Annotated in this window: 24 protein-coding genes and 1 other RNA gene; 15 read left to right on the top strand and 10 right to left on the bottom strand. The window is 45.0% G+C overall.

Going from position 1 to position 25600, the window contains the following annotated elements:
- Window positions 1–73: 73 nt before the first annotated feature.
- Entirely contained in the window at window positions 74–2620 is a 2547-nt protein-coding gene (locus ACHUFW_RS19885; protein ID WP_394205596.1) for a penicillin-binding protein 1A, read from the bottom strand.
- Window positions 2621–2804: 184 nt separating this feature from the next.
- On the opposite strand from ACHUFW_RS19885, the gene ACHUFW_RS19880 reads away from it, so the two are divergent.
- The 9 genes from ACHUFW_RS19880 (at window position 2805) to ACHUFW_RS19840 (ending at window position 11905) form a co-directional block, all read left to right on the top strand.
- Window positions 2805–3884, top strand: coding sequence for a pilus assembly protein PilM (locus tag ACHUFW_RS19880; protein ID WP_394205594.1), 1080 nt, complete (start codon window positions 2805–2807; stop codon window positions 3882–3884).
- Window positions 3872–4450, top strand: a complete 579-nt coding sequence (locus ACHUFW_RS19875) for a PilN domain-containing protein (RefSeq protein ID WP_394205592.1) — start codon at window positions 3872–3874, stop codon at window positions 4448–4450. The genes ACHUFW_RS19880 and ACHUFW_RS19875 overlap by 13 nt, the downstream gene beginning before the upstream one ends.
- On the top strand, window positions 4447–5067 hold the full coding sequence (locus ACHUFW_RS19870) for a type IV pilus inner membrane component PilO (protein ID WP_394205590.1): 621 nt from the start codon (window positions 4447–4449) through the stop codon (window positions 5065–5067). The genes ACHUFW_RS19875 and ACHUFW_RS19870 overlap by 4 nt, the downstream gene beginning before the upstream one ends.
- A complete protein-coding gene (locus tag ACHUFW_RS19865; RefSeq protein WP_394205588.1) occupies window positions 5067–5582 on the top strand; it encodes a pilus assembly protein PilP in 516 nt (171 codons plus the stop codon). The genes ACHUFW_RS19870 and ACHUFW_RS19865 overlap by 1 nt, the downstream gene beginning before the upstream one ends.
- Window positions 5583–5603: 21 nt before the next feature.
- Window positions 5604–7655: a type IV pilus secretin PilQ gene (locus tag ACHUFW_RS19860; protein ID WP_463602315.1), complete on the top strand. Its 2052-nt coding sequence runs from the start codon at window positions 5604–5606 to the stop codon at window positions 7653–7655.
- A gap of 216 nt (window positions 7656–7871) precedes the next feature.
- Window positions 7872–8387 (top strand): shikimate kinase AroK, encoded by a 516-nt coding sequence (gene aroK / locus ACHUFW_RS19855; protein ID WP_394205586.1) that lies wholly within the window; start codon window positions 7872–7874, stop codon window positions 8385–8387.
- Window positions 8388–8400: 13 nt separating this feature from the next.
- Window positions 8401–9477, top strand: a complete 1077-nt coding sequence (gene aroB, locus ACHUFW_RS19850; protein WP_394205584.1) for a 3-dehydroquinate synthase — start codon at window positions 8401–8403, stop codon at window positions 9475–9477.
- Window positions 9478–9495: 18 nt separating this feature from the next.
- On the top strand, window positions 9496–11013 hold the full coding sequence (locus ACHUFW_RS19845; RefSeq protein WP_394205583.1) for an AAA family ATPase: 1518 nt from the start codon (window positions 9496–9498) through the stop codon (window positions 11011–11013).
- Window positions 11014–11065: 52 nt separating this feature from the next.
- On the top strand, window positions 11066–11905 hold the full coding sequence (locus ACHUFW_RS19840; protein WP_394205582.1) for a Dam family site-specific DNA-(adenine-N6)-methyltransferase: 840 nt from the start codon (window positions 11066–11068) through the stop codon (window positions 11903–11905).
- A 57-nt stretch (window positions 11906–11962) separates the two neighbouring features.
- On the opposite strand, the gene ACHUFW_RS19835 is transcribed toward ACHUFW_RS19840, so the two are convergent.
- A complete protein-coding gene (locus ACHUFW_RS19835; protein WP_394205580.1) occupies window positions 11963–12145 on the bottom strand; it encodes a DUF2970 domain-containing protein in 183 nt (60 codons plus the stop codon).
- Between the two features lie 6 nt (window positions 12146–12151).
- The gene (locus tag ACHUFW_RS19830) at window positions 12152–12499 is read right to left on the bottom strand and encodes a hypothetical protein (protein ID WP_394205579.1); all 348 of its coding nucleotides are present in this window, start codon (window positions 12497–12499) and stop codon (window positions 12152–12154) included.
- A gap of 214 nt (window positions 12500–12713) precedes the next feature.
- Between ACHUFW_RS19830 and rpe the strand changes: the two genes are divergently transcribed.
- From rpe to trpS, 3 genes are read left to right on the top strand one after another with little or no spacing between them, the layout of a single operon-like run.
- Window positions 12714–13388, top strand: a complete 675-nt coding sequence (rpe, locus tag ACHUFW_RS19825) for a ribulose-phosphate 3-epimerase (protein ID WP_394205578.1) — start codon at window positions 12714–12716, stop codon at window positions 13386–13388.
- A 3-nt stretch (window positions 13389–13391) separates the two neighbouring features.
- Entirely contained in the window at window positions 13392–14084 is a 693-nt protein-coding gene (locus ACHUFW_RS19820; protein ID WP_394205577.1) for a phosphoglycolate phosphatase, read from the top strand.
- 8 nt (window positions 14085–14092) lie between these two features.
- Window positions 14093–15091, top strand: coding sequence for a tryptophan--tRNA ligase (gene trpS / locus ACHUFW_RS19815; RefSeq protein ID WP_394205576.1), 999 nt, complete (start codon window positions 14093–14095; stop codon window positions 15089–15091).
- Between the two features lie 502 nt (window positions 15092–15593).
- Here the strand turns inward: trpS and ACHUFW_RS19810 are convergent.
- The gene (locus tag ACHUFW_RS19810) at window positions 15594–16481 is read right to left on the bottom strand and encodes a LysR substrate-binding domain-containing protein (protein ID WP_394205575.1); all 888 of its coding nucleotides are present in this window, start codon (window positions 16479–16481) and stop codon (window positions 15594–15596) included.
- 124 nt (window positions 16482–16605) lie between these two features.
- Between ACHUFW_RS19810 and ACHUFW_RS19805 the strand changes: the two genes are divergently transcribed.
- Window positions 16606–17493, top strand: a complete 888-nt coding sequence (locus ACHUFW_RS19805; protein ID WP_394205574.1) for a DMT family transporter — start codon at window positions 16606–16608, stop codon at window positions 17491–17493.
- 59 nt (window positions 17494–17552) lie between these two features.
- Here the strand turns inward: ACHUFW_RS19805 and dolP are convergent, their stop codons facing one another.
- From dolP to ACHUFW_RS19785, 4 genes are all read right to left on the bottom strand, one after another.
- A complete protein-coding gene (gene dolP / locus ACHUFW_RS19800; RefSeq protein WP_394205572.1) occupies window positions 17553–18122 on the bottom strand; it encodes a division/outer membrane stress-associated lipid-binding lipoprotein in 570 nt (189 codons plus the stop codon).
- Window positions 18119–18712, bottom strand: coding sequence for a phosphoheptose isomerase (locus ACHUFW_RS19795; RefSeq protein ID WP_028775275.1), 594 nt, complete (start codon window positions 18710–18712; stop codon window positions 18119–18121). Before ACHUFW_RS19795 ends, dolP begins: the two co-directional genes overlap by 4 nt.
- Before the next feature lie 65 nt (window positions 18713–18777).
- On the bottom strand, window positions 18778–19107 hold the full coding sequence (locus ACHUFW_RS19790; RefSeq protein ID WP_394205571.1) for a YraN family protein: 330 nt from the start codon (window positions 19105–19107) through the stop codon (window positions 18778–18780).
- Window positions 19108–20958: a penicillin-binding protein activator gene (locus tag ACHUFW_RS19785; RefSeq protein ID WP_394205569.1), complete on the bottom strand. Its 1851-nt coding sequence runs from the start codon at window positions 20956–20958 to the stop codon at window positions 19108–19110.
- Between the two features lie 88 nt (window positions 20959–21046).
- Between ACHUFW_RS19785 and rsmI the strand changes: the two genes are divergently transcribed.
- Both rsmI and rnpB read left to right on the top strand, forming a co-directional pair.
- A complete protein-coding gene (rsmI, locus tag ACHUFW_RS19780; RefSeq protein ID WP_394205619.1) occupies window positions 21047–21889 on the top strand; it encodes a 16S rRNA (cytidine(1402)-2'-O)-methyltransferase in 843 nt (280 codons plus the stop codon).
- 65 nt (window positions 21890–21954) lie between these two features.
- Window positions 21955–22302: RNase P RNA component class A (rnpB, locus tag ACHUFW_RS19775), an RNA gene on the top strand.
- 534 nt (window positions 22303–22836) lie between these two features.
- On the opposite strand, the gene ACHUFW_RS19770 is transcribed toward rnpB, so the two are convergent.
- Both ACHUFW_RS19770 and ACHUFW_RS19765 read right to left on the bottom strand, forming a co-directional pair.
- Window positions 22837–23901, bottom strand: coding sequence for a M43 family zinc metalloprotease (locus tag ACHUFW_RS19770; RefSeq protein ID WP_394205567.1), 1065 nt, complete (start codon window positions 23899–23901; stop codon window positions 22837–22839).
- Window positions 23902–24209: 308 nt separating this feature from the next.
- Window positions 24210–25418 carry an NAD(P)/FAD-dependent oxidoreductase gene (locus ACHUFW_RS19765; RefSeq protein ID WP_394205564.1) on the bottom strand — a complete coding sequence of 403 codons (1209 nt, stop codon included), beginning with the start codon at window positions 25416–25418 and terminating at the stop codon, window positions 24210–24212.
- Window positions 25419–25600 lie beyond the last annotated feature (182 nt).

The raw sequence follows: 25600 nt of genomic DNA, 5'->3' as shown, positions 1-25600 counted from the left end.
TGGCGCAGCATAAAGTGAATGCTTTTGCCTTAAATGGCCTGATAACTGACTAGGTTCCAGTCAGTTATCAATATTATTGAAATAAGTCTTCTGTAGGATCTTCAATAAAGATGTCGCTTTGATCTTGCTCTTCTTGGACATACTCCGTGGGCTCAGTACCAGCAATAAAGTACTCAAATGAGCTGGTGTGATCCGTTTTACGCGTTAGCTTGCCCGTCGCCAAATCTATTCTGGCTGACACAATCCCTTCAGGTGGCAGCATTGGCTCTTGTGGCGTGCCTTCAAGTGCCTCTTTCATAAATTCGTTCCAGCCTGGCCCAGCTGTTTTTGCCCCGGCTTCAGCCCCTGAAATTTGGTCTTTAGCACCATTGGCGTTCCAAGCGGTTCGACCCAGCTCTTTACTGTGGTCATCAAAGCCAACCCAGACCGTTGTTGCGAGTTTAGGGTTGAAGCCACTAAACCAAGTATCGCGAGATTCGTTGGTTGTACCGGTTTTACCGGCGATATCGCGTCGGTTAACAACCCGTGCAGCCCGCCATGCAGTGCCATTCCAGCCGGTACCTTTACTCCAATTACCTCCACCCCAAATAACACTTTTGAGTGCTTCAGTAATCAAAAATGCGTGTTGGCTAGAAACGATTTGCTCTGCATAACGAGAGTCGTCGTCTCCGCACACGGCAGCAGGTTCTGCAACACTTGCTGGTGGACTAGATAATTCATCAGCCATTGCCGCAAAAGGATCGTCATTGATGACTTCCTCAGTTGCTTGCAAATCCTGCGTTGGCGTACATGCTAAGGTTGGGTTAGCTTGCTCGATAATATTGCCGTAACTGTCTTCAATACGTTCAATAAAATAGGGTTCAACTTTGTAGCCACCATTGGCAAAAACACTAAATGCAGTGACGACTTGTAAAGGGGTAACCGATGAAGACCCTAACGCAATAGACTCATTGCGAGGAATATCGTCACGGTCGAAGCCAAACCTTACTAAGGTGTCTATTGCGCTATTCAAGCTGGTATAACGCATTGCTCGTACAGCCATGACGTTAACCGATTGCGCTAAGCCTACACGCAGCCTCGTTGGACCAGTATAGCGGTCAGGTGAGTTTTTCGGACGCCAAGCAATGCCTTGACGGGTGTCTGCGTTGTTAATTGGCGCATTGTTGATAAGCGTTGCTAAGGTGTAGCCCTTTTCAAGCGCCGCCGTGTATATAAACGGCTTAATGTTAGAACCTAACTGACGTTTAGCTTGAGTCACGCGGTTATATTGGCTGGTATGGAAACTAAAGCCACCGACAAGGTTCTTAATTGCACCATCGTGGGGATCGAGCGAAACGATGGCGCTCGACACTTCCGGAATTTGTGATAATTGCCAAAACTCGCCGTTGTTGCGAATCCAGATCTGTTGGCCCACCGTTAGCACATCGCTGGCCAATTTCGGTGCTTTGCCTTGGCGTTTGTTACTGATGAAGCTACGTGCCCACTTAAGACCTTGCCAATCAATGTCGATGGTTTCGCCTTTTGCGTTGATGACTTGCGCTTGCTGATCTTCGACACTAATCACTGCTGCTGGAATGAGCCCTTGGAACCCTCGAGTTTGACTCAGTAGCGATTTTATTTCCTTTACCGCAGGCGCAGTATCAGTCCAAAGGACTTTTGTGGCACCACGATAGCCATGACGTTCATCGTAGGCATAAACATTATTACGCAGCGCTTTTTGGGCTTTTAACTGTAGTGATGAGTCAACCGTTGTCACTATGTTGTAACCGCCGGTATACGCTTCTTCTTCGCCAAGCTTGGCAACAAGATAATCTCGCGCCATTTCAGAGATGTACGGCGCATAAAGGTTAATTTCAGCACCGTGGTACTTTGCGGTTATCGGCGCGCGAACCGCTTCATCATATTGCGCCTGAGAAATATTCTCTTTTTCTAACATACGCCCAAGTACCCAGTTACGACGATTCATCGCACGAGCTGGGTTACGAATAGGGTTTGCCGCAGAAGGGGCTTGAGGAAGACCGGCAATCATTGCCATTTCTGGCAAGGTTAGCTCGTCTAACTCTTTGCCATAATAAACTTGTGCAGCGGCGCCGACACCGTAGGCACGATTACCTAAGAAAGAACGGTTGAGGTAGAGTTCAAGAATTTCTTGTTTGTTGAGTGCTTTTTCAATCTTAAGTGCTAGAAAAATCTCTTTAATCTTTCGAATATAGGTTTTTTCTCTTGATAAGAAAAAACCACGAGCCACCTGCTGAGTAATAGTACTTGCCCCTTGGCTCTTTTTACCTGTGGTCGCCAAGATCAGCGCCGCGCGGACGATACCGATAGGGTCGATACCTTTATGTTCGAAAAAGCGTGCATCTTCGGTATCGAGTACCGCGTTGATTAGCTGAGTAGGCACTTCCTCATATTCCACAGGGATACGACGCTTTTCACCAAACTGAGAAATGAGTTTGCCGTCACTACTGTAGATGCGTAGCGGGGTTTGCAGCTTAACCGTTTTGAGCGTGGTGACATCTGGGAGTTCTGGTAAAAAGTAAAAATAGGCTGCAGCAATAGCGCCAATACCTAAAAGGACCAGGCTAAAGAGCGCGATGACAATTCGTTTAAACCATTTCACCAGACATTTCCAATAATTTTAGTGGGCACAATAGTATATAAGGCGAGTCGCTATTGGTGAAGTAAAAATGGTTGTCAAAAAAATGGCAATTGTAAAACCCAGAAACATTTTGTACAAATATCTATAACGAGTTGATTTTGTGCTAATCTAATTGCTGAAACTATAACAAAAGTGACGATGGACTATGCTTTCAAACTTATGGAAGCGTCAGGCTCCGCAAATGGTGGGTATTGACCTTGGCTCCCATGAAGTCAAGGCAGTATTGCTGAGTAAGACTGCTGATGGTTATAAAATTGTAAGCCACACCGCCGTGCCGATTAAAAAAGGCGCGATTAATGATCATGAGATCAAAGATAACGATGCAGTGCTTGAATCTTTAAGGAAAGTGAAACGTGCTTTGCCAAAAGGGGTGAAGTTTGCGTCTGTTGCTGTTTCTGGCTCCGCGGTCATGACGAAAGTGATTTACATGGATGCTTCCCTCAATGAAGAAGAGATGGAAGCGCAGATTGAGATCGAAGCTGATAACCTGATTCCCTACTCACTTGACGAAGTGAGCATCGACTTTGAGACTTTGAGCGTAAACAGTACTGACCCTACCAAAGTTGATGTGTTGCTAAGTGCTTGTCGCACTGAAAATATTGATGCCCGAGTTGATGCTCTGTATGACGTTGGACTTGAAGCCAAAGTGGTGGATGTCGAAGGTTATGCATTAGGGCGTGCCTATGAGGTGATTGCCCCGCAACTGCCAGAAGGCGCAGATGATAAAGTGGTAGCCTTAGTGGATATTGGCGCAAACATCACGACTTTTGCTGTGGTGGAGCAGGGTGAAACCACTTTTGTTCGTGAGCAAGCTTTTGGTGGTGAGCAGTTCACTCAGTCGATTCTTTCCTTCTATGGTATGTCTCATGAGCAGGCTGAAAAAGCCAAAATTGAAGGCGACCTTCCTAGAAATTATATGTTTGAAGTGTTGTCACCGTTTCAAACTCAGTTACTACAGCAAATTAAACGCACCTTGCAGATTTATTGTACTTCTAGCGGCAAGGATAAAGTTGATCATATCGTTTTGTGTGGCGGTACATCCAAACTTGAAGGTATGGCCAATTTGCTGACCAATGAACTCGGTGTACATACCATTATTGCGGACCCGTTTCAGGGATGTTTGCATGCCGACGAACAGTTGAAGTCTCACCTGCAAGCAGATATCAGCAAGTATATGGTGGCATGTGGACTAGCCTTGAGGAGTTATTCTGAATGGCGAACATAAACCTACTCCCCTGGCGAGAAGAAGCGCGCGAAAAACATAAGCGCGATTATTTAGGTATCTTGGCACTGGTATTTTTAGTGTCATCCTTACTGGTTTATGTGGCTTTGATGGTAATTGATTCGATGACCGAGGAGCAACGAGGCCGCAATGCATACCTAACATCCGAGATTCAACTGCTAGAAAAGCAGATAGCAGAAATCAAAAAAATCCGCGAACGCAAGAAAGATATCGAGCGTCGCACCGAGATTATTTTGAATCTACAACAAGCGAGGAATTTACCCACGCATGTGCTTGATGAGCTAGTACGCATTGTGCCACCAGGAATTTACCTATCTAGTATTGAAAAGAAAGGCAGCTTGTTATGGATAGAAGGACGCAGCGAGTCGAATAACAATGTCGCTAACATGATGCGTAAGGTTAAAACATCACAATGGCTACAAGATCCCAATATGCGATCGATTATTTCTCAACGAGAAGAGTTGCGCCAGTTACAACGATTTAGCCTGAAAGTCACCATACGTGAAGCCAGTCCAGAACAGAGTGATACACAAGGAGCGAGCCGATGAAACTCGATCTGAGTGAATTTAATGACATTGATTTTGAAAACATAGGTGGTTGGCCAACACAGGTGAAAGTCGTGTTTGCCATCATGTTGGCAGTGTGTATTTTTGTCGCCAGTTACTTCTTGTTTGTCTCAGATGCAATTGCTGAGCTCGATAAAGAGCAAAGACAAGAAGAGACCTTGAAAAATGACTTTAAAGCGAAATACCAATTAGCGGCTAATCTTAAGTTATACCGTGAGCAGCTTGAAGTGATGGAAGTTCAGTTTGCTGAACTATTAAAGATGCTGCCGTCTCAAAATGAGATGCCAGGGCTACTGGATGACTTAACCTTTGTTGCAACCGATGCAGGTTTAAAGATCGAAAGCCTAGATTGGCGTGAAGAGATTCAGCGTGATTTTTACATTGAATTTCCTATTAGTATGTCAGTCGGGGGTAATTATCATGAAATGGGGCAGTTGGTCAGCGGTGTGGCGAAACTACCTCGAATTGTGAGCTTGCATGATTTTGTTATTACCCGAGGTGAATCCGGTGAGTTAGCGATGGAGATTCTCGCTAAAACTTATCGATTCAAAGAGGGCGCTGAGTTGCCTGCAGAAAAACCAGAGGGGGCGAAGAAATAATGAAACAGCTTTTGTTAGCCTCTGTGGTTTTGATATTGACAGCATGCTCGGGTGACCGCAGTGATTTAGAACTGTTTGTAACCACCACTAAAGCGCAACATGTCGCGTATATTAAGCCGCTTGAAGAGACGCCTAAATTTGAGCATTACGCTTACCAAGCTGAATTGATGCGTAGTCCTTTTGTACCGCCTTCGCGTGAACTTACCGAAGAAGTTATTGATACAACCAAGGATTGCTTGCAGCCTGATTTAAGACGCCGCAAAGGGCGCTTAGAGACCTATGCATTAGACAATTTGAAAATGCGAGGCACGCTCAGCGAGCGTGACACTATTTGGGCGTTAGTGGAAACCAATGATGGCAGTGTATATCGTTTAGGTGTGGGAGAGTATTTAGGTCTTTATCATGGCCGAATAGCTAAAGTTACACCGCAAACAGTCGAAATAATTGAATTAATTCCAGATGGTTCTGGTTGCTGGGCTGAAAGAATGAGCAACATGGAACTTACCGGAGAATAACAAGCGAAGGATGTGGGAATAATGGAATCTTCTGCCGCGAAAAAAGTAATCAATCACCTGTCGTCGCTAATGAAAGCGGTCATGACGACAACACTCTTGATGGCCTGGGCTGTGAATGCTTCAGCCGCCAATCGCTTGGTTGATGTTAAGTATCATGCAGTTGTTGATCATCAGCTAGAGCTGCAACTGACTTTTGAAAACCCGGTGTCAGAGCCGAAAATAGACCTTAATGCTGCGCCTGCGCAGATTATTTTAGGGTTTGATGACAGTATTTCTGGCCTAGAAAAAGATGTGCTACCGGTGGAGACTGTTGGCGTTAAAGCGGTGACGGCCATTCAAAATGGTGAGCAACTTAGCGTACTCGTTGATTTAGCTAAGGTAAAAGCTTATCAGGGTAAAGTGGTAGGCAATACTTACCGTTTAACCATTAATGATGAAGTTGTGAGTCGCGCTGATGGCGAGCCAAATCGCTTTATTAATGGCATTAAAACTATCGATTTTAGGCGTGATAAGGCAGGTGGCGGTGAGCTACTCGTTGAACTTAACAATGCGTCAGTGGCTGCCAATGTTGAACAAGTGGGCGCTAAGTTAGAGCTTAAGTTGTACAACACTGATATTGGATCAGATCTGCTTTACGTGATGGACGTACAAGATTTTGCTACGCCCGTTAATAGCTTTGAAACCTTTAAAGAAGAGTTGACTACGCGCATTTTGGTCGATGTGTCAGGTCAGTATGAGTACAACTATAAGCAAGAAGGTAGCCTATTCCGTTTGAGTGTGAAAAAAGCTGAGCGGATGACAGTGGTCAAAGAAGAGAAGAAGTACGAAGGACGTTCATTATCACTGAACTTCCAAAGTATTTCAGTGCGCACTGTACTACAGATTATTGCTGATTATAACGATTTTAACTTGGTTACCAGTGATACTGTAGAGGGCGATATTACCCTTCGTCTAGATGATGTGCCTTGGGATCAAGCATTGGATCTAATTTTACAAACAAAAGGTTTAGATAAGCGTGTTGAAGGTAATATTTTGATGATTGCGCCTGCTGAAGAGTTGGCAATACGTGAAAGCCAAGAGTTGAAAAATCAGCAAGAAGTTAAAGAACTGGCGCCACTTTTCTCTGAATACCTTCAAATTAATTACGCTAAAGCAACCGACATAGCTGAACTGCTCAAAGGCGATGAGTCGAGCTTATTGTCTTCTCGAGGCAGTGTCGCTGTGGATGAGCGTACTAATACGCTGTTAGTTAAAGATACTGAAGAAACACTAGAAAACGTACACCGTTTGATTGAAGTGCTAGACATCCCCATTCGTCAGGTGTTGATCGAATCTCGTATGGTGACGGTGAAAGATGATGTCTCTGAAGATTTAGGTATCCGTTGGGGGGTGACAGACCAGCAGGGCAATAAAGGAACTTCAGGTAGCCTAGAAGGCGCCAATGATATCGCTAATGGTATTGTGCCCAGTTTAGGTGATAGGTTGAATGTGAATTTACCTGCGGCGGTAGCCAATCCAACCAGTATTGCATTCCACGTAGCTAAGTTAGCCGACGGTACTTTGCTTGACCTTGAGTTGAGTGCTTTAGAAGTGGAAAGTAAAGGTGAGATTATTGCGAGTCCGCGTATTACCACATCTAACCAAAAAGCAGCATACATTGAGCAGGGTGTGGAGATTCCTTACGTAGAATCTGCATCAAGTGGTGCAACAACGGTACAGTTTAAAAAGGCGGTGTTATCGTTACGGGTAACGCCTCAGATTACGCCAGATAATAGGGTGATTTTGGATCTTGAAATCACGCAAGATTCTCAAGGTAAAACGGTTGATACTCCGCTTGGCCAAGCCGTATCTATCGATACTCAACGTATTGGTACTCAAGTATTGGTTGACCATGGTGAAACTATCGTGCTCGGTGGTATTTACCAACAGCAGTTAATTAACCGAGTGAGTAAAGTACCAGTATTGGGTGATATTCCCTTTGTTGGTTATCTATTCAGGAACACTTCCGATAAGAACGAACGTCAAGAGTTACTTATTTTTGTGACCCCTAAAATTGTCTCAGAAGAGATATAACTTACTATTTTTGCACATGTTGGCGCTGGTGGGTCCTCCACAGCGCCATGTGTTATAACGGATAATTTCATAGAATTCGCTGACTTCTCTTGCCTTTATAGGGGGTAAACTGAGATAATCCGCGGTCAAGTCTCAATAGAGCAAGGTAACATTTAAGGTCGGCCGGATTTTTTGGCTGGCATAGGCAAACTTCATATAAGATTCAGACGTAAAGCAATGGCTGAAAAACGTAATATTTTCCTAGTAGGTCCTATGGGGGCTGGTAAAAGCACTATAGGTCGTCATCTCGCACAGATGCTTCATTTAGAGTTCCACGATTCAGATCAAGAGATTGAGAACCGTACAGGCGCAGATATCGCTTGGGTTTTCGACGTTGAAGGTGAAGAAGGGTTTCGCCGTCGCGAAACACAAGTTGTCGCAGACCTTACCGAAAAACAAGGTATTGTCTTAGCAACAGGTGGTGGCTCTATTCAGAGCAAAGAGATCCGTAACAACCTTTCTGCACGAGGTATTGTGGTTTATTTGGAAACCACTATCGATAAGCAAGTAGCGCGTACCCAGCGTGATAAACGCCGTCCGTTATTGCAAGTTGAAGACCCAAGAGAAGTGCTAGAAAATCTTGCTGCAACCCGTAACCCTCTTTACGAAGAGATTGCTGATGTCATCGTTAAGACTGATGAGCAAAGTGCAAAAGTTGTCGCAAACCAAATTATCGAACAATTAGGCTTTTAATTTAGGCGGAAAAATGAAGCAGATTCAGGTTGAACTTGGTGAACGTAGTTATCCTATTTTCATTGGCCGGAATCTTCTGGAGCAGGGTGAGCTTTTCGCTGACTATGTGCAGAATAAAAAGCTTCTAATCGTCACAAATGACACCATAGCGCCCATGTATCTTGACCAGTTACAAGCGCTATTGGCTTCATTTAATTGCGTTGAACCTGTCATTCTTCCCGATGGTGAGCAATACAAAACCCTTGAACAGACCAATGCTATTTATACTGCTTTATTGGAGCAGAACTTAGGTAGAGATACGGTTCTGATCGCCTTGGGTGGTGGTGTTATCGGTGATATGACTGGTTTTGCTGCAGCCTGTTATCAACGTGGTGTTGATTTTATTCAGGTTCCTACCACATTACTTTCTCAAGTTGACTCTTCTGTTGGTGGCAAAACTGCAGTTAATCATCCACTTGGGAAAAACATGATCGGTGCTTTTTATCAGCCGAAAATGGTCATGATAGATACTCAATGTTTGCATACCCTGCCAGCGCGTGAGTTTGCAGCTGGGATGGCCGAGGTGATTAAGTACGGCATAATCTGGGATGCGGAATTCTTTGCTTGGCTTGAAGATAATACTCAAGCACTTAAATCACTGGATGAGCAGGCTCTAAAGTATGCCATTGCCCGTTGTTGTGAGATTAAGGCTGAGGTTGTCGAACAGGACGAGACCGAGCAAGGGGTGCGCGCACTGCTAAACTTGGGGCACACCTTCGGCCACGCTATTGAAGCTGAAATGGGCTATGGAGTTTGGCTGCACGGTGAAGCCGTGGCTGCTGGCACAGTACTTGCTGCAAAAACTGCACAGGAGATGGGCTTAGTTGATGAGTCAATCGTTTGTCGCATTAGTGCGATATTCGAGGCTTTTGACCTACCGATTTTAGCTCCTGAAACGATGAATTATGAACAATTTATCAAGCATATGCGGCGCGACAAAAAGGTCCTTCAGGGTCAGTTAAGAGTCATTTTGCCAAAGGCAATTGGTCAAGCAGGTATATACAGTGATGTACCTGAATCTCTACTGGAAGGGGTCATTAGCCGCAACTAATTACCGTTTGGTGGCCGTGTGACGTTAAACTCTTCATTCTTATTACCTAGCCAAGATGCGTTGTTGCAGCGTTTGCAGCATGTGGTGCTATACGGTCAGCAACTTACCGTTCTGACTGGTGATAACGGCTGTGGCAAAACCAGTATTCTAACTGAGCTAGTCGAAGAACTGTCTGAAGTCAGCAGTGCATTTGTGACTTGTCCAATGCATTGCGATAGCGCTGAAATCCGTCGTAAAGTATTAGTACAATTGTTGAGTGAACCGGCATTTGACGATGAAATCCCCATGCCGGAAACCCTATTAAAACTGGCATCATCTCTGCCTGTTGCATCACATATTGTGCTTGATGACGCCCATCATTTGCCGTTAGAGATTTGGGCTGAGTGTATTGTACTCAGTCAGTTGTCTTTGAATGGGCGTCGTATCACCGTGACCCTCTCTACAACAGCAGATTACCTTGATTCTGTTGTTGCGCAGTTGCCTGATACCGATGAGATGCCGCTGTTACCAATGGCGGTTGAGCCGTTAGATAACGAAGAGCGTGAAGGCTTATATTACCTCTTACTGAGTCGCAGTGAGCAAGTTCCGTTTACCCCAAGGGAGATCGTTGCTGAACAACTTGCGAAGCAAACAGGGCGGCCCGATGAGGTGGTTAAACTGTTTGAGTTAGCACTGAATGGCGAACCTGAAGTTGCGGCGAAAGCATCTTGGATGAAGCCGCTTCTCGTAATGGTGATTGCGATGATGTTTGCTGCTATAGGTTATGCTTTTTTTACCAACCAAACAGCAGAGCCGGTTGTCAGTAAAGTGATGACGGTCAGTGAAGCGCGGGCTAATGCGGCGAACTTAAAGTATGCCCATCGAATTTTGCTGCCCTATTTTCAATATCGTCATCAGTTAACTCAAATGAGCGACGCCTCAGTATCTCAGCGCACAGATAACCCAAATGCTGAGAGTGAGGAGCCTTCAGCCTCTGAGGGTAAAGAGTCTTCAGCTTCTGAGAGTAAAGAGCCTTTAGCTACAGTAAGGGAAGAACCTTCAGCCCAATCTGAGCAGCAGGCTAGTATGGCCGATACTGGTTCTAAGCTGAGTGCGACAGTGAAGGCTGAAGTTGAGACAAGGGAAGCATTAGCGTCGGCAACTAAGCCTGCAGCAGTTCAAGATGAGGCTGCTGATGTAAGTGATGATAGTCGCGTTAATATTGATGTCAGCACAGACATCTCGAGTCAAAGCGCAGCAGTAACGTCATTGCAGATGCCAACTAAGCTGTATACCTTGCAACTTGCCAGTGTTAAGCAGCGCCAATCCCTTGATAGGATTTTGGCTCAGTTGTCCAATGAGCCAAATGTCAGAGTGGCCAAGGATAAACAGCGCTGGGTTGTCTTATATGGGGATTTTGCGACTAACTTAGAAGCACAGCAGCAAGGCAAAAGATTGGTAACCGAATATCAAATTGGCCAGCCTTGGTTACGCGCTTGGCGAGATATTGGCCATTATGATATACAGAAGGCTGTTCCTAGTCGTGAAATTCAATAATAAACAGAGTACAATCGTCAGCTTGTCTTCTCTCAGCGTTCAATCGATTTAGATGGTTAAAAAACAAAGAGCCTTTCTTAAGTGGGCTGGTGGTAAATACAAATTGGTTGACGCTCTCAGTGATTACTTGCCTGAGGGAGATAGACTCGTTGAACCCTTTGTCGGAGCAGGATCGGTATTTCTAAACACCCACTACGATCGTTACCTGCTTTGTGATATCAATCAGGATCTTATTAATTTATATAAGATTATTCAATCACAGCCTGAAAAGTACATTCGTGAAGCTAAAGCGATGTTCGTACCAAGTATGAACGATAAAGATGCTTACTATCAGGTTCGTTCAGAGTTTAACCAAACCCAAGATCCTTTGCTACGCTCAGTGTATTTCTTGTATATGAATCGTCATGGTTTTAATGGCCTTTGTCGCTATAACCGAAAAGGCGGCTTTAATGTGCCGTTTGGTTCGTATAAGAAACCCTATTTTCCTGAAGCGGAAATCATGGCGTTTGCAGAAAAAGCCCAGCGTGCTGAGTTTAAATGTATTGGGTACGAGCAGGCTTTTGCGCTGACGCAGCCCGGTGATGTGGTTTATTGTGATCCACCGTATGCGCCATTGTCGACTACAGCCAGTTTCACAACCTATGTTGGTGCTGGTTTTAGTTTGGATGACCAAGCCTTGTTGGCGCGAAAATCGAGACATACAGCAATCGATCGCGGTATACCGGTGCTGATCAGCAATCATGATATTCCGCTGACCCGTGAGCTATACCATGGCGCGCGCTTTGGTACTATTCAAGTGCAACGTAATATCAGCCAGAAGGGCAATGGACGCAAAAAAGTTGATGAACTAATGGCGTTATATGATGACCGTTATCATAGTGAAAATGACTAGACCCGGTTGAGCTTTAACAATTAAGTTAGCACTGTGTTATTGCAAGCTGTTGATTATCTAGCCCAGTACCCATCTTACGGTAAAAATCAGCCCTATCACTAACATGGCTGCCATGAGTATTCCCATGATGATAAATGGAATTGGGGATTGAGACTGAAAATCCCGACTGCGATTACTTTCTGTTTGTACACCAAAAAATGCCGCGAGCGTACTAGTGAAAACTTGCAGTAGCCGCGACACCTTAGATTAGTAACGAGTTTGATTGCTGTTAGCTGGAACGTCATCAATGGGGCTGTCTTGATGGCCGTGGAGTAGTTCTAGCAGATCTACGAAGTGAAATTGCCCTGAGCGACTTTTTCCAGTGAACCAGTTTTTCCAACTGACATCGTTAGATTGTTGTGCGCAACGGTTGCTAGGGTGGCTCGCTGGTAGTGTTGGGTTATAACTGGTGTTGGCATCACATAGGCACGCAGACGCCGACTCATCCTTGTTGAGCTGCTGAACACCAATAGCCGTACCGGCTACCATCACCGCCACAGTAGCGAGTAATGTTGCTGATTTTATACTAGCTGAAAGTTTAGTCCTTGCTTTCATCTCGACATCCTTACAATCATGCAAACATACAGGTCTCGGGATTATAGCAAATACGTTTATATTTTGAACACCTTTTTATAACAAAGTCGCTACTTGAACCAAAATATCATTCGAATGTATACAAGGGATGCCAAAATGACTGTTGTGCTATAGAGGCTTTGGCCATCTAAAGGTAGAATAGCGTACTTCTTCTACAGCCCTTAGTGAGTTTAGTATGCGACCTTTTCAAATAGCACCTTCCATTCTTTCTGCCGACTTTGCCCGCTTAGGTGAAGATGTCGATGCCGTTCTAAAAGCAGGCGCTGATGTTGTCCACTTTGATGTGATGGACAACCACTATGTGCCCAATTTAACCATAGGCCCAATGGTTTGCCAGGCATTAAGAGATTATGGTGTGACTGCTGATATTGATGTGCACCTGATGGTGAAACCGGTTGATCGTATTATTCCTGATTTCGTAAAAGCGGGTGCTTCAATTATTACTTTCCACCCTGAAGCATCAGAACATATCGACCGCACCTTACAGTTGATTAAAGAAGCCGGTTGCAAGGCGGGATTAGTATTTAACCCTGCAACGCCACTGCACTATCTTGATCATGTAATGGATAAACTGGATGTGATTCTACTGATGTCTGTTAACCCGGGCTTTGGTGGACAATCGTTTATTCCATCAACGTTGGACAAGCTAAAGCAGGTGCGTGAGCGCATCGACGCTAGCGGTTATGAGATCCGCCTACAAGTCGATGGTGGCGTAAAAGTTGATAATATTGCCGAAATCGCAGCCGCCGGTGCAGACATGTTTGTTGCTGGAAGTGCCATTTTTAACCAGCCAGATTATAAAGCGGTGATTGATCAGATGCGCGCAGAATTAGCTAAGGTAGACGCGTAAATTATGAGTATGAATGCCATCAAGGCGATTGCCTTTGATCTCGACGGAACACTGATAGACAGTGTGCCTGATCTTGCTGCGGCAACTAACGCCTTGCTGGCTGAGCTGGGTTTTGCCGCTTGCAGTGAAACTGAAGTGAGATCTTGGGTCGGTAATGGTGCTAAAAAATTAGTGCAACGGGCACTTGTTGCTAAATCTGATCGCGAGATAGACGACGATTATCTGCAGCAAGTTTTGCCTTTGTTTATGACGCATTATCAAGCTAATTTACAACAGCATAGTCGTCTTTATGATGGCGTACTGGAGGTGTTGACCCAGTTAAAGCAAGCGGGCTTTGCTTTGGCAGTGGTCACCAATAAACCTTATAAGTTCACTGTGCCTCTGTTACAAGCTTTCGGGTTAGATGGCTTGTTTGATGTGGTGCTCGGTGGCGATTCTTTAGCGAAAATGAAACCAGATCCTATGCCGCTTAACCATTTGTTGGCGCATTGGCAGCTGGGTCAACATCAGCTTTTGATGGTTGGCGACTCAAAAAATGACATTTTTGCGGCAAAATCTGCAGGTATTGCGGTGATAGGCTTGACCTATGGCTACAACTACGGTGAAGATATCTCTCTATCCGGCCCTGATGCCGTGTGTGAACAGTTTAGCAATATATTGGCGCATGTTAATCATCGCCCAAATGAAATGGAGTAACAAAACGTATGAGTAAACCTATCGTTCTTAGCGGTGCCCAGCCGTCTGGTGAATTAACCATTGGTAATTACATGGGCGCGTTACGTCAATGGGTTGCTATGCAAGACAGCCATGACTGCCTTTACTGTGTGGTTGATCTCCATGCTATTACTGTTAGACAAGATCCTAAAGCGCTTAGAGAAGCTTGTTTAGACACGTTAGCTTTGTATTTGGCCTGTGGTGTTGACCCTAAGAAGAGCACGGTATTTATTCAGTCTCAGGTACCACAGCACACACAATTGAGTTGGGCGCTTAACTGTTACACCCAAATGGGTGAGTTAAATCGTATGACTCAGTTTAAAGACAAGTCGCAAAAGCACGCGAATAATATCAATGTGGGTTTATTCGGTTACCCAGTTTTGATGGCGGCGGATATCTTGTTGTACCAAGCCAATGAGATCCCAGTTGGCCAAGATCAAAAGCAGCACTTAGAGCTAACCCGAGATATCGCAACGCGTTTCAATAACGCCTATGGTGAAACTTTCACTATTCCTGAGCCGTTTATTCCTGAGTTAGGCGCTAAAGTGATGTCGCTGCAAGATCCGCTGAAGAAGATGTCTAAGTCGGACGACAATCGTAATAATGTCATCGGCTTGCTTGAAGATCCTAAAGCGGTGATGAAAAAGCTTAAGAAAGCCATGACTGACAGTGATGAGCCACCTGTGGTGCGTTTTGATGTTGAGAACAAGCCTGGGGTTTCTAACCTACTGAGCTTAATGTCAGGTGTGACTGGGCAAAGTATTGCCAGTATTGAAGCTGACTTTGAAGGCAAAATGTATGGTCACCTTAAAGTGGCAGCGGGTGAAGCCGTTGTGGGAATGTTAGAGCCACTTCAAGCACGTTATAACGAGTTTAGAGCTGATCAAACCTTCCTTGATCAAGTGATGAAAGATGGTGCTGAAAAAGCGCAGGCAAGAGCGGAAGTGACGCTAAAACAAGTTTACGAGAAAATTGGCCTATTGGTTTAATTTGCTTGTTTGCAACAAACACTAGCCGGCCCCAGTGCCGGCTTTTTGTTATTTAAATCGTGGCTTGAAAAAGGCACCTTTGCATAGCGCCATAAGGGAACACACTGCTTGGTGCCGCTAAAACACGTTATTTAGGTATCTTCATCTCTACAAGGCTTCTTAGCGAAATCCCTAGCACGAAAGTTCAGGCACGAAAGCTCCAGCAACAGAGCTCCAGTGTCAAAGCTCAATACATGCTAGGGCGTGTTGATCTTTCACGGTTAAATTTTGTTCGAGATACAAGCGTTTTAATCGCGACGAGCAGTTTGCCGCCTAGCACGCTAAGCAAAATACTGCTCAACAAAGAGTAAAACGCTTGCAGCCGAACCCTCTGGGCAGTGTTTGTGGCTTCTTTCTACGTCGTTATCGGCTTATCAAGTAGGCCACCTACATATCAAAGCCTCTGCCTTGAATAAAGAACCCACAAACTGCTGCAAAAATCATCTTGAAAGATCAACACGCCCTAGTGAACCGATAGGGTTTGGTTAAATAGCCAATGACTAAAAGTGGCTATGGCAGGCTCTTTTAAGCGTCGCTGCTTACAGAGGAAATTAAACTCAAATCCCGTTTCAACGCTGGGGAGTTCAAGCGCCACTAGTTTGCCTGCTTCAATGTCACTCTCGACCATAAAGTCAGAAGCTAATGCGATTCCTTGTCCTGCGATTGCCGCTTCTATTGCCAGTAATACATGACTGAATAAGTGCTGTTGGCAATGGGGTGAGAGCGCGATAGCGTTTGCATTGGACCAGTTATGCCAATCCATGCCTAACGGGCCTTCATCGACGATCAGCAAGGGATGTTGCCATAGTGAGTCGACATTATGGATGGGGTGTTCGGCCAATCGCTGTGGGCTACACACAGGGATTAAACGCTCTTTATGAAGTAAGCGTTGGAAATAATGTTGCTGCTGACTTTGACCGGTTATAAACATGTCGGCGACGCTGTCAGATAAGCTAGGCTCTTCGGTGATCATATCTAAGCGCACTTTTATTTCAGGGTGCAATTGCCTGAAACTTGTCAGTCGAGGAATCAACCATTTCACTGCAAAAGAGCTAAATACAGCTAACCGAATCGCAGCGCTAGGCTGACCAAGCAGCTGTTGGTTGATGTCACTTAACTCGTTAAAAATCCTACTGACTTCAGTGTATAACAGCTGTCCTTGTTCTGTGAGCGAGAAGGCGCGACCTTTACGGTGAAACAGTGCGGTATCGAAGTGCTGCTCTAGTAACTTTATTTGATGGGAAACTGCACTTTGGGTGATGCAAAGCTCTTGTGCTGCTTGAGAAAAGTGTAACTGCCTCGCAGCAACCTCAAACACCTGCAGTGCACGTAACGGTGGCAATTTTCTCATTATGAATTCATTTGTGTGATTGCTGTCATGGTATGAATTTAATTCATTATTTATTAAAAAACATCATTTTTCGCCGGTAATTGTGCTGGTTATCATGCGAGAAAATTGTCGATTTGGTGCTGGAATGAAAACACCTGTAGTTATCGCATTACTTATCTTGATTGGTGGTAACCTATTTAGCGCCCTTTATGATGTATCGATAAAGTGGCTGCCTGATGATGCTAATGCCGCATCGTTTCTATTGATCCGTCAAGTGACCTCGGTATTAATGTTGCTGCCGATTTGGTGGTATTGCGGTCGCCCTAAAACTCAGCACCTACAGCTGCATATGCTGCGGGCAAATAGTGGTGCAATTGGTGGCTTATTTTTGATCATGGGCTTAATGAGCTTGCCGCTAGCGACGGTAAGTTCACTGTTTTTCACCGCGCCTATCTGGATCATCTTGTTGGGATGGTGGCTGTTGGGTGAGCGTATTAGTCGCCAAAAAGTGATTATTACGTTACTTGGGTTTGCCGGTGTATTGATCATTTTGCGTCCCAGCGAAATGAGCATATTTGGTATTGTGGTATTGCTGGCAGCGTTGATATTTAGCGGCAATCAGTTGGCATTACGTAAAGTGCCAAATACCGAACCGGCCTACGTCACTTTGCTTGCCTATAACTTGCTAGGCATTCCGGTATTGTTGCTGGTGGCCGTTTATCAAGGTATGCAAGGACTGAGTTGGCCAATGCTGTTAATTGCCCTGTTGAGCAATGTTTTTCTATTAGCTTATCACTGGCTTTGTGTATTGGCCTACCGACGCGCGCAAGCCAGCGACATCGCTGTCGCTGAATACTCTGGACTGCTATTTTGTGTGTTCTTTGGTTGGTTATGGTTTGATGAATGGCTTGATAGCTTAAGTTGGCTAGGGGTTGCGTTGGTGGTCTTGCCGTCGCTGCTACTGCCGTTAATTGCTAAGGCCACGGTGAAGAGTAAGCAGCGTAAATCATTAACCTTGAGCGCCAATAACTAAAGCAGCAAAATTTAAGCGCCAAAATTTAAGTGACAAGTCGGCAGTAAACCCAAGCAGAGTTAGCTGCTTGGGTATTCAAATACCTTGATGACTTTGCGGACTCCAGCGGTATTACGTGCCACATCGACAGCAAGGTCGGCTTGCTGCCTTTCAACGATACCAAGTAAAAACACTTCACCGTTTTCGGTAATCACCTTGATGCGGGTAACATCAAGGTCGTCGGTACCAAGCATGCGGCTTTTTACTTTAGTGGTGATCCAAGTATCGTTGCTACGGGTGGTGAATGACGTCGGGTTGCCAATACGGATTTGGTTGTGAATTTTGCCACCAAGCTTTAGTTCCTGAACCACTTTTACCGCTTTATCGCGCAGCATAGAGTTAGGGGCTTGACCAATCAACAACACGTTGCCATTCATGCTAATGCCACTGATATTGGTCTGATTCTGCAAATCGTCATGCTTAGACAGCGCACTTGAAATGGTAAAATCAGCATTTGTGTCATCTAGCTGAGTTGAAAAACTTCGCTCATCATTCACCATTACAGCACCGCCAACTGCACCAACCATTACGGCTCCGGCGCAGCCTTGCAGTATTGCAACAATGGCGATTAATGGCAGCAGTTTTCTCATGCTTGCTCGTCCTGTGGGAACAGGGTACGGTCAATGTTGTCACACAAGCAGTGAATCGCTAGTAAGTGCACTTCTTGGATACGTGCAGTGCTATTTGAAGGCACGCGGATTTCAACATCATTAACACTTAATAAGCCTGCCATTGGGCCGCCATCTTTACCTGTTAGTGCAACAATCGTCATGTCACGGCTAAGGGCTGCCTCGATAGCTTTAATCACGTTGCCAGAGTGACCACTGGTAGAAATAGCCAGTAGAATATCGCCTGGTTGCCCTAGGGCTAAAATTTGCTTTGAAAAAATCTCATCATAGCTGTAGTCATTGGCAATCGCTGTGATAGTAGAGGTATCTGTTGTTAAGGCAATTGCCGGTAGTGGCGGACGCTCTACTTCGAAACGGTTTAATAGCTCAGCAGAAAAATGCTGTGCATCACCAGCACTGCCGCCATTACCACAGGCCAAAATCTTGTTACCACCTAACAGGCATTGCACCATCATCTCAGCGGCTTTTTCAATCGATTCAGGCAACGCTTCTGACGCGTCAATTTTGGTTTGGATAGAGTGAGTAAAGCTGTCTTTGATACGTTCTAACATAAGGACAATCCTGTATATAATTCAAATTTTTATCTTTAGTGACTAGTGCATTATCAGTCTATTCACTAAAAAGCATTCTCAAGCCAAGTAATGTTACTGGCTTCAATTGCAACCACGTCGAAACGACAGGGCGCATGAATATTGTGTTGTTGAAGATAGGCGCTCGCGGCTTTACGGATACGTCCTATCTGTGCCTGACTTAACGCATTAACTGCGCCGCCATATTGGCTGGTTTTGCGATATTTTACTTCGACGAAAACCCAAGTTTGCTGATGTTTCATAATGAGGTCAATTTCCCCAAAACGAAAACGTACATTGTTGGCAACGAAGCTGAGCCCTTGTTGTTCTAGGAACTGGCGTGCTGTGACTTCACCCTGTTGCCCTTGAGTATTCAATTACATCGCCCGCAAGCGCCCGCGTTGATAGCGACCCCAGCTGAGCTTGCGATTTACCGTGCCATCTAAAGTGACCGACAATGTACCACTGCGTCCATTGTATTGGTAACCAGGCAGAGCTCGCATCTGGGCTAATTTATTAACCAACTCCAATGCATCATAGCCCATAATGTAGAGCCGTTTTTGGCTATTGGTCCATCTTGGCCATAATTCCGAGACTAACGCTGTTTCATTGCTGTCTTTTAATAGCCAAGGAATATCGCTAATGGCTAAGTTATTTAACTCTTGCACCGATTGAGCGCGATTGGACTCTATACGGCTACGACTGGTCGTGTAAAGCGGTACCGGATCGGTAAACACACTGAAATTGACATCAATAAATGGTTTCAGCAAAGGCAAATCCTGACTGCTGGCAATCATATATATTGCGTCGATATCTCGACGTGAGCGAAAGTCCGCTTCAATCTTATTGCCCAGTAACGCTTTTATACGGGCGATACGCTCTTTACTATCAATGACACCTAATGCTTTTTGTACCGTGACTTTCATTTCGTCGCCAGCATCATAGTAATGAATTTCAGCTGGCTTATCTGTAAGGCTTAACCACGCATCGTTAAAGGCCTGTGCCATGCGCTTGCCAATACCATTATTGCTGGCGAGCAATAGTGGCGTCGTCACCCCATCGTCATACAGTTTTTGCGCGGCATCAGCTGCTTCATGGGCCGGTGATAACGCAAAGTAGAACTGGTCTTTATTAGGCGTAAAGTTATCAATATGGTTCAAAAATAATTGTGGAATAGTGGCTGGTGCCGTTTCAATCTGTTCACTGCTTTGTTGATGCTGTATTTGCTGTAACTCTTCCACTTCAGATTGTAATAGTGGCCCGATAATAAATTCAGCCCCCGCCGCTACAGCTTGCTCGTAGGCAACCGTTGCACCTTTGGCTGAATCATAAAAGTTAAGCGTGACCGACTCATCTGCATCAGCGAGGTAGCGAGAAATAATGCCTTGCTTTACTGTGTCAGCCAGTGCAGCACGTTTGCCTGATAACGGCAGTAACACCGCAATATTTTTTGGTGCATAGGGCTTAGTGTTAAGCGCGTTTTCAAGATCTGTGGGTAATTTTATTGCGCCAGGGTGCTGCGGGTTTTGTCGCTGCCAATCACCTAAGTGAGTGATCAATTGGTTTGGGTCAACCGCATAATGTTTGGCGATATAGGCTAGCTGTAACCAACCGGCAAAAATAGGGTTGTCACTGTCTTGGCTAAATGCCAATACGGTTTCTTCTTGCATGGGTTGTAAGATCTGCCAAATCTCATCACTCACCTCGGTGACTTGCTGAGGTGGAAGATGCTGACTTAACAAGCTCAGCTGGCGAACTTGCTCGATTGGCTGATGGGTTAGCTGGTACAAATGTGCTTTGAATTGGTAATAAGCAACCCATTGCCAATCAGGGAGTGACCACTGTTTTGGGTAGTTAAGTAATGCCAGCGCGTCATCATAGGTTGAAGTCATTTCCAATACTCGCGCAGACAAGTAGAGATGTTCGGCTTGAAGCATTGGATTGGGGCTTAAAGTTGGCTTTATTGAGGCCAATGTTTTGCGCGCGCTACCACTATCGCCTTGATTAATGAAAGCGTGGGCAGCTAACAGCATTAATTTATCGCGTCTTTGTGCGTCAGTTTGTTTGGCCGCATCGGCCAAATACTGGCTGGCAGGTAAGGGAGCGCTCACCAGCGAAATCTCTTTAACTTCCTGTTTTTCTGGTGCTTTAGTTGTCGCGCAGCCAAATAAGACTAACGAAAATAACGCGACCGAGATAAATTTAGTTGAATTCAGTCTTTTTAACACAGGGCTTCACTCTGGTAAGATGCTGTCCGTAGTTTAACCTTCTCTTACGCTTGACGAAAGTCTTGTGACAATGAATACCGAGGTAGATATGGACCTAGCGGTCGCACTTTACATTGTGCCAACACCGATTGGCAATTTAGCCGACATTACTCAGCGGGCACTGGATGTGCTAAATCAGGTGTCTTTAGTCGCCTGTGAAGATACCCGCCACAGTGGAAAGTTACTTAGCCATTTCGGTATCGAAACCAGAAAAATCGCGATTCATGATCATAATGAACGTGACAGAGCAAAGGACATCATAAACCTGTTGGCTGACTCTCAGTCGGTGGCGTTGATTTCTGATGCGGGGACCCCGTTAATTTCTGATCCTGGATATCACTTGGTTTCGCAAGTCCGTCAAGCCGGTTACAAGGTCATTCCATTGCCAGGTGCTTGTGCGGCAATTACCGCATTAAGTGCGTCAGGCTTACCGTCAGACAGGTTTTCATTTGAAGGCTTTTTACCGGCTAAAGAAAAAGGCCGTCTCGATAAGTTAGCCGCATTGCGTGAAGATCCGCGCACCTTGATATTTTACGAATCCCCTCATCGCATTGTGCACAGCTTAAAATCGATTGTGACCGCGCTAGGTGCAGATAGAGAGATCGTGATGGCAAGGGAAGTGACCAAGACCTTTGAGACGTTTCTTAGTGGTGAAGCCCATGATGTATTAGCGCAGGTTGAAGTTGATGCTAACCAGCAAAAAGGCGAGATCGTATTGATGTGTCACGGCTTTAGGACACAAGAAACTGAACAGTTACCTCAAGTAGCGATTGATACCTTAACCATTTTGAGTGCAGAGTTGCCACTCAAGAAAGCGGCGGCATTAGCCGCTCAGATCCATGGCTTGAAGAAAAATGCTCTTTACAAACATGGCCTAAATATTGGTTTGTAACATTTATCCTTGGCAGTATGGATTAAGTGTTGGAGAGTTGCTTGTGCTTAGGCTATAATCCGCGCCGAGTTGGCCAGACAGTTGCTGCGTTCATTTATGAACGGGGAGGAAAGTCCGGGCTTCACAGAGCAGGGTACCAGGTAACGCCTGGGCGGTGTAAACCGACGACAAGTGCAGCAGAGAGGAGACCGCCAATCTTCGGATTGGTAAGGGTGAAAGGGTGCGGTAAGAGCGCACCGGGCGGCTAGTAATAGTCCGTTGCAAGGTAAACTCTACCCGAAGCAAGACCAAATAGGGTTCCGTATGGCGCTGCTCGCGTTGGAACCGGGTAGGTCGCTTGAGCCTGCGAGCGATTGCAGGCCTAGATGAATAACTGTCCACGACAGGACCCGGCTTATCGGCCAGCTCACCAAATTATCGAGAAAGCTCTCAACAGTAATGTTGGGAGCTTTTTTGTTTTTATAAACAGCGATTGCAGGCCTGGACGAATAACTACCCACTCCCCTCTTGATCAAGGCGCGGCGGCTTATCGGCCAGCTCACCAAATTATCGAGAAAGCTCTCAACAGCAATGTTGGGAGCTTTTTTGTTTTTATAAACAGCGATTGTAAGATTAGATGCATACCTGTCCACTCCACACTTGATCAAGGCGTGGGGCCAGCTCACCAAATTATCGAGAAAGCTCTCAACAGCAATGTTGGGAGCTTTTTTGTTTTTACAAACAGCGATTGTAGGATTAGATGAATAACTGTCCACTCCACACTCGATCAAGGCGTGGCGGCTTATCGGCCAATTCACCAAATTATCAATAAAAGGCCTCACAGTAATGTGGGGCCTTTTGTTTTGGCTATTTCAAGTTAAAGCGTTCATTAGCTTTATGGCGTCTCGCTAATCGTTAGCTTGTTCTTGTGTAGGCATGTAGTCCCATTTTCCGCCGATGATGTAAGATTAATTAGCTACGCCTGTGGCAACGAGGTTTGTCGCCGACCACAGGGTTTCTCTTGAGGGGCTAGCTAAACCGTTAATCATACGGTCTACTTGTTGTCGGGTGTAGTTGGCATATTGGTCGGAATACGCCATAAAGTTCTGCCAATTAATCGTTTGACCCATGCAGTTCAGAATACCGCCGTCGCCAGGGTTCATCTGCCAGCTGTTCTGTTGAGGCGTATCGCAAGTATTATCTCCGGTGATTGCACAGCGACGTTCTGCTCCACGTTTACAGCCTCCCTCAAAAGTATGAATCAGATCGAGGAAGTGACCAAATTCATGGGTGAGAACCGATCGGAAGTTTTCATCAGTATTGGTTCCTAGGTAGGCTCCATTATATGCAACACGTGCTAAGCCATCATCTGACATGCCAGTATCAGGGTACCAAGCTACGCCGGAGTTATTGGTTACACCATCTGCATAGAGGTCGTTTTGAATATACACATTCATATAACGATAATTATCCCAATGATCGCGTTTAACATCAGAGCTGGAGTAGTTACCCGCCCCAGAAGATTCCGGATAATAGTTGATGCCAGAGGTTGGGTTACCATTTGGATCTATTGTTGCGAGACGAAATTCAATATTCAAAGTGTCTTTAACTAACTGAAATTCAGAATCAATATCGGCAAAATCAGCGGTTCTTCCTTGGAAGTCTGCATTGGTTTTATTCAGTGCATCAATGATTATCGCATCGTTGACAGTATCCCCATTGTGGATGGTGCCGTAGACATGGAAAACCACAGGGATGATGTAGTCTGGATGAGTTTCATTATCTGCTGAAATGGAAAAGTCTGCGGTGCTAAAAGCATCTGTTTGCGATTTCGCTCTGGATTGCAGATGTTGACCGATAGTTGCGTGGCGTTCTTGAGCTTCTCGCAATGCACTGGGAAAGTTCCGATAGTGCTGAGCGTTAATTTCTTCGGCTTTACAATGGTGTTGGCTAAATTCGGGTTGTTTTGCTAGCGCAAGAGAAGAAGTGCTGATAACTGCTGCACAAAGGGATATTTTAATGTGTTTTTTCATTGTTAGTTACTCTTATTATCAATTTTGGTTAGTTTGTTTTACTCCTGAACCCACAAATATGTAGGTTAAAATGAATAACTGCTTTACCAGCCCGAGTCTTCCACTTTGTTGGAGAGAAGGTGGGGATAAAATATTCTGTATACAATATAGTCGATATTTAGTTTCTGTAAATAAAAATGTAATCGTGAAGCCGAGTTATGGGAGTGATAGAGCTTGTTTAAGTGTGAATGGGTTAAAGTTTTAGCTTAGGGTAAGCATTAAAGCCCAATTACCTAAAAGGCAAATGGGCATGGTGTAATGCTCGGTAGTTATGCAGGTTTTAATAGGCATTTTAGCCGTTTAAAAATAATCAAACGTGACATGGTTAAGTAACCGCTAACGGTTTTTTGGTGTAAGCGGAAAATTGTATCGTATAGGCGGCGGATTAATCGCCCTTTTAAGATCAACTTATCATTCATCATGGTACTGATTGCAAAATTGTGTCCGATTGCAACGACCATACCGCCATCGTTGTAAATAAAAGGTTTAAGTGGCTTACCCTTCAAATAAGCTGTTAGGCTCTTTGCTAAATGTACTGCTGCACGATTGGCTGCCTGTGCTTTAGGTGGCACTTGATGACCATCGGTTTGGGGAATTGCAGCGCAGTCGCCGAGAGCAAAAATAGATGAATCAAAGGTGGTTACTAGCGTTTGTTCAACGACCAGTTGGTTAAGCGAATTGCTCTGCAGGCCGCCAATCTCATTCAGCCAATCCGGTGCTTTTATGCCTGCTGCCCAAAATTGTATGTCGGCATTAAGTATTTGGCCATCTACCGTCGTCATCCGTTCTGCTTCTACGCTTGCGATACGAGTGTTAAGTCTGACATTGACTTGATATTGCTCTAGTCTCAGTAGGGCTTGTTCTGACATCTTTATTGGGCCGTTGGGCAGCACCCTGTCTGCAGCTTCAATTAAGTTGATGTTTAGCTTTGCAGCATAAGGGTTGCGGCTTAGCTTTTCGCTGACTTTTGCCAGTTCAGCCGCAAGTTCTAAGCCCGTCGCACCAGCACCAACAATATTCACCGTACGGTTTTGGCCTGAACGTAGTAAGTTGCTGATATGATGCCAGTTATTTCGAGCCTGTTGTGGCGTATCTAAAAATAAACAGTGTTCAATCGCACCTTGAGTTGCAAAGTCATTACTGATTGCACCGACGGCAATGATCAAATAATCGTAGGCGACTTGATCTGCTTCGCCGTTTGGTTTGCGAACAATTAGCTGTTTGCTTGCTCGATTGATATCGGTCATCCAAGCTTGATAATGCATGTAGCCGTTTTGTGCGCCATGAGTGAAATAGCAAAGGCTATCTAAATCAGTATCAAAAGTACCTGCGGCGATTTCATGAAACCGAGGTTTCCAATAGTGGTGGGTTTCGCCTTCAACTAAAATAACTTCATCTTGGCGATTTACACTGCGGCCTAGCAGACTTGCGATTTCAAGTCCGGCTGCGCCGCCACCAACTATAACAATACGAGACATAATCACTCCTTTAGGCATCCTTGGATGCAGATGTAATTTGAATTAGCCATGAATCTGTTGGGGATACGATAGGTATGACCGACTGCTGGCTTAGAGGGTGGAGATTATAGTTATTGTTATATCGGGAACAATTGGCTTAAAACGCAAATAACTTTTACTACTTGGTAATAATTGCTAGGTGA

Source organism: Shewanella waksmanii, from assembly GCF_043643685.1.
Lineage (GTDB): Bacteria > Pseudomonadota > Gammaproteobacteria > Enterobacterales > Shewanellaceae > Shewanella > Shewanella waksmanii_A.
The sequence above is the reverse complement of the archived record's forward strand: the minus strand, read 5'-3'. Positions and strand labels throughout refer to the sequence as shown.